This window comes from Arthrobacter pascens (genome assembly GCF_030815585.1).
GTDB lineage: Bacteria > Actinomycetota > Actinomycetes > Actinomycetales > Micrococcaceae > Arthrobacter > Arthrobacter pascens_A.
Genome location: NZ_JAUSWY010000001.1, coordinates 483,450 through 499,902 on the forward strand (window position 1 = coordinate 483,450; position 16,453 = coordinate 499,902).

15 protein-coding genes and 1 pseudogene are annotated in these 16,453 nt (G+C 66.4%); 11 read left to right on the forward strand and 5 right to left on the reverse strand.

Features of this window, described 5'->3' with window-relative positions:
- Window positions 1-236: 236 nt before the first annotated feature.
- From QFZ30_RS02310 to QFZ30_RS02320, 3 genes and pseudogenes are all read left to right on the forward strand, one after another.
- Entirely contained in the window at window positions 237-1,592 is a 1,356-nt protein-coding gene (locus QFZ30_RS02310; RefSeq protein ID WP_307073099.1) for a hypothetical protein, read from the forward strand.
- Between the two features lie 104 nt (window positions 1,593-1,696).
- Window positions 1,697-2,468, forward strand: a pseudogene (nth, locus tag QFZ30_RS02315) (endonuclease III).
- The gene (locus QFZ30_RS02320; RefSeq protein WP_307073101.1) at window positions 2,465-3,142 is read left to right on the forward strand and encodes an NUDIX hydrolase; all 678 of its coding nucleotides are present in this window, start codon (window positions 2,465-2,467) and stop codon (window positions 3,140-3,142) included. Before nth ends, QFZ30_RS02320 begins: the two are co-directional and overlap by 4 nt.
- A 100-nt stretch (window positions 3,143-3,242) precedes the next feature.
- Here the strand turns inward: QFZ30_RS02320 and QFZ30_RS02325 are convergent, their stop codons facing one another.
- Together QFZ30_RS02325 and QFZ30_RS02330 are read right to left on the reverse strand one after the other, a co-directional pair.
- Window positions 3,243-3,437 carry a YegP family protein gene (locus QFZ30_RS02325; RefSeq protein ID WP_307073102.1) on the reverse strand — a complete coding sequence of 65 codons (195 nt, stop codon included), beginning with the start codon at window positions 3,435-3,437 and terminating at the stop codon, window positions 3,243-3,245.
- Between the two features lie 141 nt (window positions 3,438-3,578).
- On the reverse strand, window positions 3,579-5,291 hold the full coding sequence (locus QFZ30_RS02330; RefSeq protein WP_307073104.1) for a bifunctional 3'-5' exonuclease/DNA polymerase: 1,713 nt from the start codon (window positions 5,289-5,291) through the stop codon (window positions 3,579-3,581).
- Between the two features lie 253 nt (window positions 5,292-5,544).
- Between QFZ30_RS02330 and ssd the strand changes: the two genes are divergently transcribed.
- The 4 genes from ssd to QFZ30_RS02350 are packed head-to-tail and all read left to right on the forward strand — an operon-like array spanning window position 5,545 to window position 9,417.
- Window positions 5,545-6,651, forward strand: a complete 1,107-nt coding sequence (gene ssd / locus QFZ30_RS02335; protein WP_307079990.1) for a septum site-determining protein Ssd — start codon at window positions 5,545-5,547, stop codon at window positions 6,649-6,651.
- A 38-nt stretch (window positions 6,652-6,689) separates the two neighbouring features.
- Window positions 6,690-7,898: a TadA family conjugal transfer-associated ATPase gene (locus QFZ30_RS02340; RefSeq protein ID WP_307079993.1), complete on the forward strand. Its 1,209-nt coding sequence runs from the start codon at window positions 6,690-6,692 to the stop codon at window positions 7,896-7,898.
- Window positions 7,895-8,764, forward strand: a complete 870-nt coding sequence (locus QFZ30_RS02345; protein WP_373462800.1) for a type II secretion system F family protein — start codon at window positions 7,895-7,897, stop codon at window positions 8,762-8,764. Before QFZ30_RS02340 ends, QFZ30_RS02345 begins: the two co-directional genes overlap by 4 nt.
- Entirely contained in the window at window positions 8,761-9,417 is a 657-nt protein-coding gene (locus tag QFZ30_RS02350; RefSeq protein ID WP_307073106.1) for a type II secretion system F family protein, read from the forward strand. Before QFZ30_RS02345 ends, QFZ30_RS02350 begins: the two co-directional genes overlap by 4 nt.
- 28 nt (window positions 9,418-9,445) lie before the next feature.
- Here the strand turns inward: QFZ30_RS02350 and QFZ30_RS02355 are convergent, their stop codons facing one another.
- Complete coding sequence (locus QFZ30_RS02355; protein WP_307073108.1) at window positions 9,446-10,786, reverse strand: hypothetical protein; 1,341 nt, start codon at window positions 10,784-10,786, stop codon at window positions 9,446-9,448.
- Window positions 10,787-11,330: 544 nt separating this feature from the next.
- Here QFZ30_RS02355 and QFZ30_RS02360 point away from each other — a divergent pair.
- Genes QFZ30_RS02360 through QFZ30_RS02370 form a run of 3 tightly spaced genes read left to right on the forward strand, consistent with a single transcriptional unit; the run spans window position 11,331 to window position 12,639 of the window.
- On the forward strand, window positions 11,331-11,693 hold the full coding sequence (locus QFZ30_RS02360; protein WP_307073111.1) for a DUF4244 domain-containing protein: 363 nt from the start codon (window positions 11,331-11,333) through the stop codon (window positions 11,691-11,693).
- Window positions 11,690-12,283, forward strand: coding sequence for a TadE family type IV pilus minor pilin (locus QFZ30_RS02365; protein WP_373462801.1), 594 nt, complete (start codon window positions 11,690-11,692; stop codon window positions 12,281-12,283). Before QFZ30_RS02360 ends, QFZ30_RS02365 begins: the two co-directional genes overlap by 4 nt.
- Window positions 12,280-12,639 carry an Rv3654c family TadE-like protein gene (locus QFZ30_RS02370; protein WP_307073113.1) on the forward strand — a complete coding sequence of 120 codons (360 nt, stop codon included), beginning with the start codon at window positions 12,280-12,282 and terminating at the stop codon, window positions 12,637-12,639. Before QFZ30_RS02365 ends, QFZ30_RS02370 begins: the two co-directional genes overlap by 4 nt.
- On the opposite strand, the gene QFZ30_RS02375 is transcribed toward QFZ30_RS02370, so the two are convergent.
- Both QFZ30_RS02375 and QFZ30_RS02380 read right to left on the reverse strand, forming a co-directional pair.
- Window positions 12,636-15,026 carry a DEAD/DEAH box helicase gene (locus tag QFZ30_RS02375; protein WP_307073115.1) on the reverse strand — a complete coding sequence of 797 codons (2,391 nt, stop codon included), beginning with the start codon at window positions 15,024-15,026 and terminating at the stop codon, window positions 12,636-12,638. The genes QFZ30_RS02370 and QFZ30_RS02375 overlap by 4 nt on opposite strands.
- A 70-nt stretch (window positions 15,027-15,096) precedes the next feature.
- A complete protein-coding gene (locus QFZ30_RS02380) occupies window positions 15,097-15,789 on the reverse strand; it encodes a GNAT family N-acetyltransferase (RefSeq protein WP_307073117.1) in 693 nt (230 codons plus the stop codon).
- A gap of 312 nt (window positions 15,790-16,101) precedes the next feature.
- On the opposite strand from QFZ30_RS02380, the gene QFZ30_RS02385 reads away from it, so the two are divergent.
- Window positions 16,102-16,404: a hypothetical protein gene (locus QFZ30_RS02385; protein ID WP_307073120.1), complete on the forward strand. Its 303-nt coding sequence runs from the start codon at window positions 16,102-16,104 to the stop codon at window positions 16,402-16,404.
- The last annotated feature ends 49 nt before the right edge of the window (window positions 16,405-16,453 follow it).

Genomic DNA, 16,453 nt, shown 5'->3' on the forward strand with positions numbered 1-16,453 from the left:
CGAACGGCGTTTATTAAGCGACGAATGGTCCCGGAAGCCGGCGGCGGGTTGCCTGCTCCCTCAGCTCAGCTAGTGATCGGCCATGCTCTTGACTAGGCTGAGATTGAATTGTGACTTTCTGCGGTGCAGCCGGACCGGGTACTCCAAGTGCCCGGATCGGCCGGTGCCGCTGTTCAGACGGCACAGTTTTTTGGGGGCGAAACCGTCCCGGGTGCCGCCACGCTAAGGAGAACATCATGAACCTGCAGAGCTACGGCCAGAAACTCGGCCAGAAACTTGGCCGTGCAACAGAGGCCCGTCGCCCTGGTGCCGGGTCGGGTGATGGCGGTGCAGGAACCGGCCAGCCGCGTGCGGAGGCCGCCAAGCCCGGTACCACCAACCAGGCTGTCCTGGGGCCGTTCACGGTACGCGACCTGGCCGTCTTCGCCGCCATCGTCATTCTTTTTGTTGCTTCGCTGCTGCCGATGTTCGCCGTCCGGTACAACCTCTGGAACCTGGGAAGCTTGTTCTTCCTGGGGCTGGGAATCGTCCTGCCGCTCATCGTCAGCACACTCTTCACGGCCCGCAGGCTCTCTCCCGCCACGAAGATCCGGATCGGCTCGCTGTCCATTGACCAGTTCGCTTCGGTGGTTGCGTCCTTCTCCGTGGCCTTCTTCTTCCTGTCGGTCGTCGGCGCGTACGTCCCCAGCCTGCTGGTGGGCCTGATCGGCTCCCTCTTGCTCTTTGCCGCCACCGTGCTGGGCCGGTTCATTCCGTTTTTCGCAGGCGACTTCCTGGGCCGTGAGGAATCGCCGGCCCACGTAGTAGCCCGGGAATCCGCTGTTCCACTGCCGAAGCCCCACACCCCCAAGGCTCCGCAGCCCGCGGCGGACACCGCCGCAGCTTCCCACGCCGGAGTCCCAACCGCCTCTGCTGCTCCTGCTGCGGAGGCCCATGCTGGATCCTCCGCGCTCCACACGGGACCTTTCTCGGTTCCAACACCCGCTGCCTCTCATTCCGCAGCCGCGCCGGTTGCGGCCGAGCCCACTGTTGCCGAGCCCGCTGTTGCTGAGCCCGCACCCGCGGCAGCAGTCTCCTCCGCACCCGAAGCGACGGAGTGGACCGCCTCCGGTGACTCGACGCCTGCAACCAGGGCAGCCGACGTCGTTCCTCCCGCCGCCACGTCGACCGCCGCGGAGGAAACCCAGATCGGAGACCTTCCGACGGCCGGCACTGCAGCCGCCGCTCCGGCCGGGACAGCCAACGACGACGGCGGGACAGAGGACGCTGCCTCTGCACGGCAGGCTCCCGCGGAGCCAGCTGCCGCCACGGCAGTGCACCAGCAGGTGCGTCGTGAGGAACCCATCGGAGCCACCGTTGATCCGGCCAGCCGCCCTGAGGAGTCGGATGAACAGCCGGTCCACGAGGCCTTCTGGTTTGCCGTAGCGCAGCACCGTACGGCCGTTGATCCCCAAACAGGTGCCCCCGCCTTCGTGATTGAGCCCGGCGGCTGGGTGCTGGCCCTCGAAGACCGGGGCGACGAGTTCCTGGTCCAGCACACCGACGGACGGGTTGGCCTGCTGCGCGACCTCAGCAACATCGAGCGCGGCTAGCCGGACCCGTGGCCACTTCCCGTGCCCCGAACCCCGGTGCGGCTGCTGCCGGAGCAGTTGCCGGCGGTGAAGAAGCGGCCGGTCCCAAAGTCTCGTCGGAATCCTTGCTGGCGTTGAAGCGCCGGGCGCGCCGCATCAATAAGGCCTTGGCCGAGAAATACCCCTATGCCCACGCGGAACTCGATTTCCGGAGCCCCTTTGAGCTGCTGGTGGCCACCGTCCTGTCCGCTCAAACCACTGACGTCACTGTCAACCAGATCACGCCGATCCTGTTTGCCAGGTACCCGGATGCCCGCAGCATGGCAGAGGCCGATCCCGCCGAGCTGGAAGCCATCATCAAGCCCACAGGATTCTTCCGGGCCAAAACGAGGAGCCTGATTGCCCTCGGCACCCGCCTGGTGGATGAATACAACGGTGTGGTGCCGGGCCGGCTTGAGGACCTGGTGACGCTGCCGGGAGTAAGGGCGCAAAACGGCCAACGTGGTGCTGGGCAACGCCTTCGGCATCCCGGGGATCACCGTTGACACCCATTTCGGACGGCTGGCCCGCCGCTTTGGCTGGACGCTTTCCGAAGATCCGGTTCAGATCGAATTCGACGTCGCGGAACTGTTTGTGCCCAGGGACTGGACCATGTTGTCCCACCGCGTGGTGTTCCACGGGCGGAGGGTGTGCCATTCCCGGAAGCCGGCCTGCGGGGCTTGTCCGGTGGCCAACTGGTGTCCCAGTTACGGCCTCGGCGAGACGGATCCCGCCAAGGCCGCCAGGCTGCTCAAATACGAGCTCGCTCCCGGCAGTGAACCGCTCCTGGCGCAGCTGCTTGCCGAAACCCACCGTGCTGCGGAGATCCGGATGGAATCCCAGAAGAGGGTTCCGTGAGTGCACGCCAGGATCTGATCGACCTGGTGGGCAGGACGGATTCCGGCAATGCCCCGGAGCCTGATGCACTGTGGGCGGCGCTGACAGTGGACGAAACCATTGCCCGCAGGGCGGCAGTCCTGATGCTCTTTGGCGCGCTCGACGACGTCCCCGCCTCGTCCGGCAAGCCACTGGCGCCTGCGGACCTGGACGTCCTGTTGCTGGAACGCGCGCACACGCTGGAGTCCCACCCAGGCCAGGTGGCGTTTCCGGGGGGCAGCATTGATCCGGACGAATCGCCTGTGGCCGCGGCATTGCGTGAAGCTGAGGAGGAAACCGGGCTGGACACCGACGGCGTGGAAGTCCTGGGCACGCTGCAACAACTTGGACTGGCACGCAGCAATTTCCTGGTGACCCCAGTGCTCGCGTGGTGGGCTTCGCCGTCGCCGGTGCGCGTGGTGGACTACGGCGAATCCGCGCAGGTTTTCCGGATCCCCGTCCGCGACCTCCTGGACCCTGACAATCGGGTGATGTCCACCGTCAGCCGCGGTGGCCAGACGTTCAACAGCCCGGCTTTCACCGTCAACGGCGTTGTCGTCTGGGGCTTTACCGGGATCGTACTGACCGGACTCTTCGATCAACTGGGCTGGGCTGTCCCTTGGGACCGGACCCGCCTGTACCCGATTCGCCTGTAGTTCACCGGCTGTAACCCCCTGCCAGGCTAAGCACATCCATGAAGCACCGCGATGGGGTTCCGCGGACCGTTAATTGTGGCCCGCGCCCCTGCCTGGCCGTCTACGACTGCGTCTGGTGGCGAAGGTCCACCACAATTCCGGTAGCGGCGTTTTCGCGTACCGCGTTGATCCCTTCAATCAGCGCACCAACGTGCCTGAAGTTTGGCGAAACCGCCACGATGTTCCCCTCCGCATCAGTGAGTCGGAGCCTGTAGGACTCGTCGCCAACACGGTGAATTTCGAACCTGCCCGCCATATGCCGGACCTCCCCTGGTTTTGCTTCTTTGCAATCGCGGCTAGACCGTTCTGCTACAGTCGCCACTTTGACTGTAGCGCCGGTCACCGAGGTCAGGATAGCTACTGCCGGGTACGTTACTTCCGGGACGGCCGAAAGCGGCTATTTGGCGTTGTCGTAGGAATCGACTACTGCCACGCTGACTGGAAACTCCACCGGAATGGGACCGAACAGCAGTTCCTTGGCGGCCTTGGCAGCTTCTTCAATCGCGACAATGCACGCCTCGACTCCTGCCTCCGGAACATGGACCATCACTTCATCGTGGAGGAAGAACACGAGTTCCGCCTGAACCGAACCGTCCGCACGCATGGCGCGCAACCGCCGTCGTAATTCTGCCAGCCAGCAGGCCGCCCAGTCAGCGGCCGAACCCTGGACCACAAAATTGCGGGTAAAGCGGCCGCGGGAGCGGGCGATCGAGTCAGCGCGGCGCTGCTCCTCGGCCGTCGTGGACTGCTGGCTCTGGAACCAGCCCTCGGACGGCGGCGGGCTGCTGCGGCCCAGGCGGGTGGTCACAGTGCCGCCAGCCTCGCCGTCGCGCGCTGCCTGCTCCACATAGCCGACTGCGCGCGGGTAGGTGCGGGTCAACTGCGGCATCAGGCGTCCGGATTCGCCGGTGGTGGCACCGTAGATGGCGCCCAGGAGGGCCACCTTCGCTTTGGCCCGGTCGCCGCCGAAACCCTGCGCGGCGATGCCGGCGTACAGGTCCTTGCCCTTCGCGGCCTCGGCCATTTTGGAATCCTGTGCCAGCGCCACCAGAACGCGGGGCTCCAGCTGGGAAGCATCCGCGACGATGAGCTTGTGGCCGGGATCGGCATGGACGGCGCCGCGGATCTGGCGCGGGATCTGCAGGGCACCGCCGCCACGGGAGGCCCAGCGGCCGGACACGACGCCGCCCACCACGTATTCGGGCTGGAAGCGGCCATTGGTCACCCAGGCGTCCAGCCAGGCCCAGCCGTTGGCGGTGTGCAGGCGGGAGAGTTTTTTGTAGGCAAGGAGCGGCTCGATGGCGGGGTGCTTGGATTCCTGAAGCTCCCACTGCCGGGTGCTTTTTACCTCTATGCCGTTGCGGTGCAGGGCGCGCATCAGCTCCTGCGGCGAGTCAGGGTTCAGCCCGGGAGAGTTCAGCAGCCCCCTCAGTTCCGTGTTCAACGCCTCCAGTTTCGCCGGGCGGTGCCCCAGGGGCGGGCGTGGTCCGAGGTAGTCGGCCAAGATCTGCTCGTGCAGATCCTCCCGCCAGGGGACGCCGGCGTGCTGCATCTCAGCCGCGATCATGGCGCCGGCGGATTCCGCGGCCAGGAGCAGCTGCAGCCGCTTCCGCCGGTTGTCCGCGGGGCTGGCCGAAACCAGGGCCGCCTGCTGGGCAGCGTACTCGGCCCGCAGTTCTTCAGCAGTGTGTCGCGGTGCCGAGCGGTGGCCCGGGTCATCAAAGAGTGCGCCCTGCTCGGCAGACGCGGGCGGCGGCTGCAGGGCCCTGAGCGGCTGCTGGAGGTCGTCGAGCGTGATTTTATCGGCGTTCCGGGCGTACTCCGTGTGGGCAGTGACCTGCGAATACGCCAGGATGCTGCCACACAGGCTCAGGTCATAACAGCGGTCCAGTTCCACCCCGGACGCCAGCAGCGCCGGGTACCAGTCCCGGGTCCGGTGCCAGATCCAGCGCGGCGGCTGCCCGCCCTGCTGTTCCAGTCGGCGCACGACGGCGGCGAGCTCCTTCGCGCTGATAAGCCGCGGCTCCGGAGCTTCCGGGTGCGGATCGCCGGCCTGGGTGACTTCCTGCAGGGTTGCGCCGTGGGGATGGGCGGCGAGCAGCAGGTACATGGCTCCAATTCTGCCCTGTGCCGGCGCTGGTTCTGACCCGTCCTGCACAGTGGGCGGCCGTGGACCTTTGTCCACATAGGGCGGACTGCCCCTTATCCGCTTCCCTGGCCCGGGGCAGAGTAGCTCCATGAGCAGGCACCAGCTTCGTCCATCCCCCTCCGAACGGGGCACCGCACACGGCACCGCACACGGCGCAGCACTTGGCGCGGCGCGCCGTGCAACCGGCGCCGGTCCCATTTCGCCAGGAACCGGGATGTCGTCGGCGGGCGGTCCGGATCCAGCCGCGGAAGCGTGGCTGCCGGATGATGCCGCTGAGGTCCTGCTGGTCACCGGGTTCCACTTCCTCCAAGGCGAGGTGGAACGGATCGTGGCTGCCACCGGCGGGCAACTGCGGGTGGTGGCCGACGTCGCTGATGCCGCCCAATATTGGGACTCGGCGGCCGCAGTGCTGGTGGGGAGCGACGTTCGTGAATTGCCGCCGCGGCGCCGCGCGCCCGCCGTTCTCGTGGGATTGAACGGCGAAGGCGATAGCCTGTGGCACCTGGCCGCGGCCCTCGGGGCGGAGCGGGTAGCTGTCCTGCCTGACGCCGCTGCGTGGTTGGCGGAATATCTCAGCAGGTCGCGCTCGCCCGAAGCCGGCGGCCTGGTGCTCGGTGTGACGGGCGGCTGCGGCGGGGCAGGCGCCACCACATCCGCCATCTGGATCGCCCAGGCGGCCGCGGGGCTGGGGGTGCGGGTGCTGCTGGTTGACGGCGATCCGTGGGGCGGCGGCCTGGAATTGGCGCTCGCTGCCGAAGAGACGCCGGGCCTGCGCTGGCCTGACCTTTCCGAGGCCAGCGGAAGCATCGATCCCGATCAGTTGTCCGATTCCCTCCCCGTCGCCGGAGGTTTTTCCTTCCTGTCCTGGCCCGGCAGCCGTGAACGGCCTGCGGCCGTTGACGCTGCCACCACCGCCGGGGTGCTGGATGCGGCCAGGCGCGGGTACGAGCTGGTGGTGGTGGACATCGGCCGCGGTAGCGAGCCGCTGCATACCTTCGCCTGGGACTGCGACCGCATCCTGGTTGTGGTTCCTGCCCAGCTGAAGGCAGCGGTGGCCTCGGCCCGCCTGCTGCAGGAACTTCCGCCGGTGGAGGCTGCCCTGCTGGTCAGGGGAAAGCCAGGCGCCGCCCTGGACGGCGAGCTGATTGCGGGTGCCGTGGGGCTACCGGTCCACGGGAGGGTCCCGGAGCTCCGAGGCCTGGCTGCCGCTGCCGAGAACGGACGGCTCCTTGAGCTGGGGAAACGGCGAAGCGTCAGGTACTTTGCTGCTTCGGTCCTGGACCTCCTCGATGGTGAAATCCCTGTCGGTGAACTCCCGTGAGCCCCCGCCCACCCGTGCCGCCATCGCCTGCTGCCTCGCTGGCCGGTACACGCGGTCGCCAAGCGCGGGTCTTGAATGCCCGGCTCCTGGATTCGGGGCTGCTGGAAACGGTCCGCGAGTCAGTGATGGCCGACGCCGGACCCGTCACCCCCTCCCGTGTGGCCGCAGCTGTCCAGGCCACCGGAAAGCTGCTGGGAACGGCGGGCTCCCTCGCCGCCGTCGAACGGATCAGCGCCGAGCTCAACGGGCTGGGTCCCCTTCAGGAGCTGACCCGGGATGTGTCGGTGACGGACATCTTTGTCAACGCCCCAGACTCTGTGTGGGTTGACAGGGGGAAGGGCATTGAACGCGCTGCGGTTACTTTCGCGGGTGAAGCCCAGCTGCGCGCTCTGGCGTCGCGGCTTGTCGCGGCGGGCGGCAGGCGGCTGGATGACGGCTCACCGTGCGTTGATGTCAGACTCGACGGTGGCTACCGCATCCACGCCGTGCTGCCGCCCATTTCCACGGCCGGGACCCTGCTCAGTATCCGGATCCGGCGTGAACAGGTGTTCAGCATGGACGAGCTCCGGTCCGGAGGCATGTTCGGCGGGCAGGTCCAGGGCGTCCTTGAACACGTCGTTGAGCACCGGCTGAGCTTCCTCATCAGCGGAGCCACGGGCTCGGGCAAAACAACGCTGCTGTCCACATTGCTCGGCCTGTGCTCGCCTGCCGAACGGCTGGTCCTGATAGAGGATGCCTCGGAACTGAACCCTGTCCACCCTCACATCGTGTCGCTGGAATCCCGCCATGGAAACCTGGAAGGCGGCGGCGGAGTGGATCTGGGCGAGCTGGTCCGCCAGGCGCTGCGCATGCGTCCGGACAGGCTGGTGGTGGGGGAATGCCGCGGCGCCGAAGTGCGGGATCTCCTGTCCGCCATGAACACCGGCCACACCGGCGGGGGCGGAACCATCCACGCCAATACCGCCACGGCTGTCCCCGCCCGGCTGACCGCCCTGGGGGCGCTGGCTGGCATGGGGCAGGACGCCGTCAGGCTTCAGGCATCCAGCGCCCTCGACGTCGTGATCCATGTGGAGAGGACCGTCCAGGGGCGCCACGTCGCCTGCGTCGGGGTGGTGGAAGACGGCCCGGACGGCCTCTCAGTAGTTCCCGCGCTGGTGAGCAGGAGGGGAAAGACCAGTCCGGGCCCCGCATGGGCTTCCCTCGCCGCACGGCTTGGACTCCACGGCGCCACCGGAGCCGCCGCGTGACCGGTCTCCTGGCCGCAGTCCTGGCCCTGGTTCTCGTGCTCGCCGCTGTGCTGATTCTGACACCGCCACGGGGAACGGCAGGCCGGCTCCGCCATGCGGCGATGGGCGGCCGAGCGGGCAGTGTTGAACTACACAGACCGGGCCGGACCATCGGAGGCGCTTCTGCCCGCGGTCTATCGCTGCGAGGGGCCGGGCGGGTTCATCGAGCCGGCAAGGGCGTCGCCAGCATCTCCGTGACGGTAGTGGTGCAGCAGCTCGCCGCGTTGCTGAAGGGCGGCCGCACTCCTGCGAGACTGTGGGAAGAGCTGTGGCTCGTTTATACCGGCGGACCGGATGATCCTTCACTTGGGGCAGAACAGGCCGGACCGTTTGTGGCGGTGCGCAGCGGCTCGGGCCTCAGCGCGGGTTCGGTGTCCGTGCTGGGTTCTGCCCGGGCCGCAGCCTTCCGGGGCTCGCCGGTGTCTGACGCCATCAGAAGTTCGGCACCGGTAGCCTTTCCCCGGATGGAGGGCAGGGAGCCGCGGATTTGGTTTGAGCTGGCCGCGTGCTTTGACATTGCGGAGGCCAGCGGCTGTCCGCTGGCCGATGTTCTGACCCGGTTCGCCGCACAGCTCGAGGTGGAGGACGACGCCGAGGCCGCGCGGCAGACGGCACTTGCCGGTCCCAAGGCCACGGTCACCCTCTTGACGTGGCTTCCGCTGATGGGCCTTGGCCTGGGAATCGCATTGGGCGTGGATCCGCTTGCCGTTCTGGTAGGGACGCCCGTGGGCATGGCCGCGTTGGCTGCCGGGGTGGCTCTCACTGTCGCCGGAAGGATCTGGTCTGCCCGACTGGTCCGTTCCGCCGCCGGGGCAGCGCTGCCATGACCCAGACCCTCCTGCCGGGCCTGGCCCTCTTTGTGACCCTGGCGGCTGCCGCAGGCTTGGCCTTTGCGGACCGCGGCCGCGTGCGGAGGCGACTGGTCAGCTTGGGGGCTGGCCTGGGACCCTCCCATTTTGGAGGCGGTCGCGACCAGTCCGGCAACCGGCACCAATCTCGAGGCCGGGAGGCAGGACCTCCGGCTGGCTCGGGGATCGGTCCTCACGGATTGCGGGACACTGCCATGATGCTGGAGCTCGTGGGCGCGATGCTTGACGCAGGGTCCGGCATCGGGCGTTCGCTGGACCTGGTGGCCGCCTCCGCGTCCACCGAGTACGGCAGGTCTTTGCGTCCGGTGGTTTCTGCGCTGTCCGTCGGGGCCGACTGGGCGACGGCCTGGAGGAGCTCCGAAGTGCGGCTGCCGGAGATATTGGAGTTGCGGGACGCGCTGGGTTTCGCTGCGCTGACGGGTGCGCCGTCGTCGGCTATTCTTTATGCGCAGGCTGCCAGGCTGCGCCGCGAGAGGTTCCGCGCAGCAGAGAAACGCGCCGCGTCGCTCGGCGTGAAACTGGTTATCCCGCTCGGGCTGTGTTCACTGCCTGCCTTTATCTGCCTCGGAGTAGTGCCCGTGCTTCTTGCCTTGGTGCCCGACGGATCGTGAGCACCGTCCTGCCTGGAGACTCCCGCGCTTAGGGTGTCTTGCTCGATTTGAAAATGAGGATGTCCCCATGCGTTCCATAGCCGAGGATGTCAGGGCTGACAGGGGTTCCGTCGAAAGTCATCATCCACACGGCTTCAGGCCCGTCGATGAGTAACGGGTGCGGGATGTTGGACTCATACGGAGCCCGAATCTGCGCAATCCTGTTCATCTGAAGATCGTAGACAGGATACTCCTTGGCGTCTCCGTCACTCGCCAGTAGCCGAAGCTCGCCTCCCAGCTGGGTCAGGATTGTTCCTTCTGTCTGATGGTGCAGCGTATCCGCACCAACATACTCATAAGGGGAGTCGTAGGACGTGCCTGCCCGGGAACGTGCCAGAGCGGGCCGAAAATCAAAGCGGGGACTGAACGCCTTGCATTCGACAAACCCGAGCCACCAACCGTCCTTGTTGCGCTGCAATGTCGGATCCCAAGTATTGAGGGCGGTGGGCAAAGCCAGAGGCTCTGACGGAAGGATATGGACGCCCGAGAGGATGGCTCTGTCCGTACGCAGGTGCCGGACATGCACATTTTCGTCGAAGTCTCCCCACGAGCTGACCAGGATGATGGCACTCCCGTCGTCGTCTACGACGATGTGACCGGCATGGTCTCCAAGGACCCTGTCGTCGCGCTCGAAGAACAGGTGTGCGACCTGCGTGATGTCGCAGGGATCATCGGGGTCGATGGAGAACACGCCCCAGTGCGCGGTCTGGAATGGCCCCGGTCCTGCACACGTCATGGTGGCCAGAAGGCGCCCGTCCACCATGTAATTTGACCCGTCCGCGTACTTGACCAGTTGTGGGTCCCTGAGCCCTGTATGGCCGAAGTATCCGACGCGCACGGACCTGGGGCTTCCCACGCTGGCGGGGCGCAACTGGCGCGTGGCCGCGGCGGCACGAAGGTCAACCTCCGTCCTAGGGTCCAGCCGGTGGGTCAGGAACGCTTCCCATCGCCCATTGGACCGACTCCAGAGGGTGACCGCGTTCTCGGTCACCGTAACTGCAACGCCAGCGTGTGCTCCGGCCAGTGCTTTGCTTGAGGCCACCACCCGGGTGTTCTCGTTTACCGTGACGACGATCTGCTGGGTCCCGCTCCGGGTATCGAAGTAACCGTGGACCGCAAGCCCTGGGCCCAGCACACCGGCACCTGCACTGCTTCCGTCCAACTCCAGTTCGAAAGCGACGTAGGGGGCCATCAGGGCCTCTGGCGAGAGCGCATGCAGAGATTCCGAGGACCCCGGGTACCGCGAATCGATGACAAAATCCCCAGACAGCAATTCAAAGGGTCCGAACGAAGCTGTCTTCTTGAAGGCGTACCCAGCCAGATCCGGCATGGCTAGGCTCCGGGAATCCGGGAGCGCGTTGCCCACTAGATGCCGAAGACGGCGACGAATGCCGCGCACTCCACGCATAACCAATGCCCGGGACTGCGGTACTGCCCTAAACGATGAACCGGTCACTGTCCAACCTTCCGAAGATATCTGGGGCCTTCATACCGGGCTCGGTCGGCTGCCTTCCCTGCTTTTCATCCGGGAACGGTGCCGACAACACCACACGGTATCGTAGGCGAGCTGATGGCCGAGGCCAACTCAAGTCGAGCTGCATCCAGAACACCTCCGTCAGTCCCGCGGGGTCCGGGCAGTCATCTCCGAACAGTCACCTCCGATCGAACCATGCCCTGACCGGCGGCCCGGAGCGTTTCCGGCGCCAAGCTGGCGGCCGTGCGAGCAGTCCTCCACAGCCGTGATACCTGCCGGTCCTTTCCTCCACAGCCGGTGGCTTTCCACTTAGGACACGTTGGCTCTTACCGCCTCCGGTGACGGCGGCAAGAGTCGAAGTAGCCGGCAACAGTGCCGGAACATAGAAAGGAACAACGACATGTCTATCGAGCAAAGCAGCCTCGCCGCCGCCCCGGACACCCCATTGCTGGGCAGCGGCCCCCAGGCCGAAGAGCCTCCCGGTTCCCAGCCCGCCAAGGGTGCAGCGGGCAAGGGTACAGGTGGCAAGACTGCAGCGGGCCTTAGTAACGTGGTTGAGCTGTATCCAGGTTCGGGCCGCGGACGGAGGTACCGCCGCCGGGTCCGGTTCATGGGTTCGGAGACGGGAATGGCCACTGCAGAATACGCCATAGCAACCCTCGCCGCCGTGGGATTCGCCGGGCTGCTCGTGTTTATCCTTCGCAGTGACGAAGTGCGCGGTTTCCTGCTGAACCTCATCCGCACGGCGCTGGCCTTGCCATGAACGCTACGCCGGCACCCTCGCGGACCCGCCTTCGCCGGCGGGGCCGGGCAGGTGCGGCAGCAAGTGCCCGCTGTGGCAGTGGCCGTGGGCCGGGGAATGCCCGCGGCGCCGTGACGGCGGAGTTCGCGGTGGCGCTGCCTGGGGTTCTGCTGCTTCTGGCGCTGCTGCTGGCAGGTGCAGCTGCCGGAGTCACCCAACTGCGCCTGGAGGAGGCAGCGCGTGCCGGTGCCCGGGCACTGGCACGCGGCGAGAGCCCGGCGGCTGTCGAGGGGATCGTCAGGACGCTGGCCGGGGCTTCGGCCACTGCCGCTGTAGCGCAGGAGGGCGAGTGGCTGAGCGTCACCGTGGCTGACAGGGTGGGCGGCCCGCTGGGATCAACGGTGCCCTGGACGTTGACTGCCAGGGCTTCCACACGAAGCGAAACTGCTGCTGCCGGCGAGGTGCCGGTGCGGGAACTGACAAGGCCGCGGAGGACGCTGGCGGCAGGCTCGCAGCAGCCGCCTGTTTCGCCAGGTGCAACGCCTTCGCCGGGCGCAACGCCCCCGGCGGCTACGGGTCCGCTGCTCTCCGGGCGGCGGGCCGCCGCATGAGCCGTCTGGTCCGGGACCACCCGGAGCGGGGCTCGGGAACGGTCCTGGCGGCCGGTCTGGCCGTGGTGGTCATGATGGTGATGGCACTGATGCTGCTGTTGGCGCAGTCGGCGACCATGGCCAGCAGGGCAGCGGCAGCCGCGGACCTGGCAGCGCTTGCCGCGGCCGACGCCCTGCGCGGCCTCACGTCCGGGGAGCCGTGCGCTGTGGCGGCGGAGGTGGCCGGACGCCATGCTGCCACGCTCGTGAGCTGCAGCGAAGGAGCAGGCCAGACCGTCGAGGTCAGGACGGAGTTGCTTTCCCGGACTGCGCTTGGCGCCGCCACCGGCCAAGCGCGTGCGGGGCCTCCGCCCTAGTTCTGGAAACTACCCCAGGCGAGATCCGCGTTGGCTGGGAGTGCTTCCACTGCGTCCTTGAGCAGGACATCGATCAGGGTGACTGCGGCTGCCTTATCAAGCGGATTGTTTTTGTTCCCGCATTTGGGGGACTGGACGCAGGACGGGCAACCCGATTCACATTCGCAGGCCTTGATGGCGTCCCGGGTGGCGGAGAGCCACACCTTGGCCTTGTCGAAGCCGCGTTCTGCGAAGCCCGCACCCCCGGGGTGCCCGTCATACACAAAGATGGTGGGCACCCCGGTGTCGGCGTGGACTGCGGTGGATACTCCGCCGATGTCCCAGCGGTCACTGGAGGCCACCAGCGGCAGCAGGCCGATGGCTGCGTGCTCGGCGGCATGAAGAGCTCCGGGGAACTGCGCTTCCATGAGTCCGGCACCCGTCAGTGACCGGTTTTCCACCACAAACCACACGGCCTTCGTGAACAGCTCCCTGGCGCCCAGTTCCAAGGGCTCCTCGCCCAGAATCTCATTCGAAATGAGTGCTTTGCGCTGGAAGGACACCACCTGTGTTGTCACTTTTACATCGCCGAAGTGCACGGCAACATCGCCCCACTGCACCGTCCGCTGCGTCTCCAGGACTTCGATCTGGGTTACGTCCCGCGCGGTGGTGTAAAAGTCCGGGTTGGCTCGACGCACCACCACACAGTGGTCATCTTCGTTCAGGTCCTCCACCACATAACTGTCGCCCTGGTGGACGTAGACGGCCCCGGTATGTGCCTGGTAGTGGGTCTGGGGCGAATCCATGGTTCCCAGCAGGGAGCCGGTGTCGGCGTCCACGATGCTCACCGGGCCGCCACCGTCTGCCCGCAGATTCACCATGGCGGCGGCGCTTTGGGAGTGCGTCCAGAACCAGCCCGCTGGTCGGCGCCGAAGGTAGCCCTGAGTCACCAGCTGTCCGAGCAGTTTCTCGGCCGTGCTGCCGAAGAGTTCGAGTTCGGCCACTCCCAGCGGCAGTTCTGCGGCTGCGGCACAAAGGTGTGGTCCAAGCACATAGGGATTGGAGGGATCGAACACCGTGGCCTCAACCGAGACATCGAAGATCGCTTCGGGGTGGTTCACCAGATAGGTGTCCAAAGGATCATCACTGGCCACAAACGCAGCGATGGCGTCCTGGCCGGCACGCCCCGCCCGGCCGATCTGCTGGAACAGCGACGCCCGGGTCCCTGGCCAACCCGCCACCAGTACGGCATCCAGTCCGGAGATGTCGATCCCCAGCTCCAAGGCGGAGGTGCTTGAGACTCCCAGCAGCTCGCCGGAACGCAACGATCGTTCCAGGGCGCGCCGTTCTTCCGGCAGGTAACCTGAGCGGTAGGCGGCCACGCGCTGCGGCAGGCTGGGATCCACGTCTTCCAGGAGGCGTTTGGTGATGGACGAAATGGTCTCCGCCCCGCGCCGCGATTTGATAAAGGCAATGGTCCGGATCCGGGAGGAAACCAGGTTCGCCAGCAGGTCGGCCGTTTCCGCCACTGCGGTGCGGCGCTCCTTGGCACCGTTTTCGCCTTTGAGATCGGTCAGGGCAGGCTCCCAGAACGCCACGGTGGTTGAGCCGTGGGGCGAGCAGTCCTCAGAAACGGCGCGGACCGGCGCCCCGATCAGTCGTCCGAAAGACGTGCCCGGTTCAGAGGCTGTGGCTGACGCCGCGATGAAAACCGGCCCGGGATAGGAGGTCCCTGCACCGTAATAGGCGCAGATGCGGCGTAGCCGGCGCATCAGGTTAGCCACATGCGAGCCGAACACCCCCCGGTAGCTGTGGGCCTCATCCACAATTACGTATCGCAGCCTGCGGAAGAAACCTGCCCACCAGGCGTGGTTGGGCAGGATGCCGAAGTGCAGCATGTCCGGGTTTGCCAGGATGAAATTTGCGTGGTCCCGGATCCAGCGGCGGGACGCAGGATCGGTGTCGCCGTCGTAGGTCTCGGCCCGCACAGTCGGCAACTTCAGGGAGCGGATGGCTGCGAGTTGGTCCGCTGCGAGGGCCTTGGTGGGGGAGAGGTACAGAGTTACGGCGCCGTCGTCGTGGATCTTTCCGGGTTCGGACAGAACACGGAGTTCCGAGCGGTGGATGGCGTCAAGTGCGGGCAGCTGGTAGGCGAGCGATTTTCCAGAGGCCGTGCCGGTGGCGATGACCACATTCTCGCCTCCGTGGGCAAGGTTGGCCGCCTGGATCTGGTGGCGGTACGGCTCATGGATGCCGATGGTGCCGTAGGCGGACACCAGATCGGGATGAGCCCATAACGGCCACTCCTCATTGACGGCCTTGCGGGCCGGGATGGTGCGGACATGACGGAGCTGTTCCGGATCCGGGCCGCGGCCCAGCAAGGGAATCAGGGAGTCATGGGGGTTCACCCCAACATTCTTTCATCCGGGAAAAAATCACTCGGCGGAAAATCGCCCGGGCCAGGTCATTCTGCCCCGGTCAGACGACGGAAAGATCAGAGCCTTCGTCCGAGGCGGAAAGCATCAGAACGTGGCAAACTGTCGACCAGCCCAGGTGGGAATACAGCTTTTGCCCGTCAAGGGACGCGAGGAGCAGTCCGTTCTCCACATCGTGTTCGAAAGCCTGGGCGGCCAGCGCCTTCATGATGAAGCTGCCCAGGCCGCGGCGCTGAAAGGCCGGTTCCGTGACGATTTTGTCGAAGATTGCCGTTTCGCCCACCACAAAAACCCTGCCGCTGGCGGCTACGGTGTCACCGGATCGGACCACCGCGTGGTGCACACCGTCCAGCTCAGAGGTGGCCACCGAGAGGTCATCGTCGGAGAGCCAGGGATCTTCCGAGTCCTGGGTTTCCATGTCCACGATCATCATCGACTGGGAGGCGGAGGTGACGTTCAGCGCGTGCGTTTCGGCCAGGTGGATGTAACGGGCGACGTCGTTGGTCAGGATGGTCAGGATCCTGGCGGGGGCTTCGGCGGTCTTGGCGGCCAAGGAGGCGAACTCGCCGTCGCTTGGGTCGTGGGCGAAATACTCCCATTCCCCGGTGGTGTCGGCCCGCAGTGCGGCGGGGAAGCGGCCCTCGGTGGCAGTCTGGTAACCGCGGCAGCCGGCCCAGCCGGCTACCCAGACTTCAAGAAGGTGGGTGATGTCTCCAACCATGGCGTCCGGACTCATGGGATGAGACTATTCCAGCCCTGTCGCAAGCAACAGGGGTTCGGTGCTTCGATGTGACTTGATTATGCAATTGTGATGGGGGAACACTGACTTATGCCTGCCGAGCGACTGCGCCCTGACGCGTTCAACCCTGACGCGTTCAACCCTGACGCCAGCGCCCCTGGGGGACGGCATCCCGCCCCAGTCAGATTCCCGTCGACGCTGCTGGCGTGTCTTGCAGCAACTGTGGCAGTTGTTGGCAGCGCCAGGAGCTGGGAGGCCGCCACGGGAGTGAGTTTTTGGGCCTGGCTGGCCTGTGGTCTGCTTCCACTGGTGACTGGCGCATTGATCCATCGGAGATTCAAAGGGCCTGTGGCGTTCCTCGGTTCCCGGACGGAGGCACCCGGAGCGAAAAGGCCAGGACGCGGCGGACTGCTGGCCGCCGTCGTCCTCTTTCTGGTGCCGAGGCTTGTTGGCGACGGCGCCGCGGCCGTGGTCAGCAACAGCGGGGCGGGTGGCCTCTTGGCCGCCGCGACGGCAACAGCGGTGACTTTCGCCGTCGTCATCGTGGGCTATCGGGCAGCCGAGACGGCCCTGAGCAGGCGCGACGCAGCGGCAGCCGCGCAGCAGCCCTAAGCGGACGCCCGCCGGTGGGTGCGTTTTGGGCGACCCAGTACCCTTAAAT

What these genes read in the sequence shown, in the direction of transcription:
- QFZ30_RS02365 (WP_373462801.1), top strand. Translation starts at nt 11,690, where the DNA reads ATGAACGCTACGCCGGCACCCTCGCGGACCCGCCTTCGCCGGCGGGGC.
- QFZ30_RS02380 (WP_307073117.1), bottom strand. Translation starts at nt 15,789, where the DNA reads ATGAGTCCGGACGCCATGGTTGGAGACATCACCCACCTTCTTGAAGTC.
- QFZ30_RS02360 (WP_307073111.1), top strand. Translation starts at nt 11,331, where the DNA reads ATGTCTATCGAGCAAAGCAGCCTCGCCGCCGCCCCGGACACCCCATTG.
- ssd (WP_307079990.1), top strand. Translation starts at nt 5,545, where the DNA reads ATGTCGTCGGCGGGCGGTCCGGATCCAGCCGCGGAAGCGTGGCTGCCG.
- QFZ30_RS02310 (WP_307073099.1), top strand. Translation starts at nt 237, where the DNA reads ATGAACCTGCAGAGCTACGGCCAGAAACTCGGCCAGAAACTTGGCCGT.
- QFZ30_RS02355 (WP_307073108.1), bottom strand. Translation starts at nt 10,786, where the DNA reads ATGCCGGATCTGGCTGGGTACGCCTTCAAGAAGACAGCTTCGTTCGGA.
- QFZ30_RS02330 (WP_307073104.1), bottom strand. Translation starts at nt 5,291, where the DNA reads ATGTACCTGCTGCTCGCCGCCCATCCCCACGGCGCAACCCTGCAGGAA.
- QFZ30_RS02325 (WP_307073102.1), bottom strand. Translation starts at nt 3,437, where the DNA reads ATGGCGGGCAGGTTCGAAATTCACCGTGTTGGCGACGAGTCCTACAGG.
- QFZ30_RS02350 (WP_307073106.1), top strand. Translation starts at nt 8,761, where the DNA reads ATGACCCAGACCCTCCTGCCGGGCCTGGCCCTCTTTGTGACCCTGGCG.
- QFZ30_RS02370 (WP_307073113.1), top strand. Translation starts at nt 12,280, where the DNA reads ATGAGCCGTCTGGTCCGGGACCACCCGGAGCGGGGCTCGGGAACGGTC.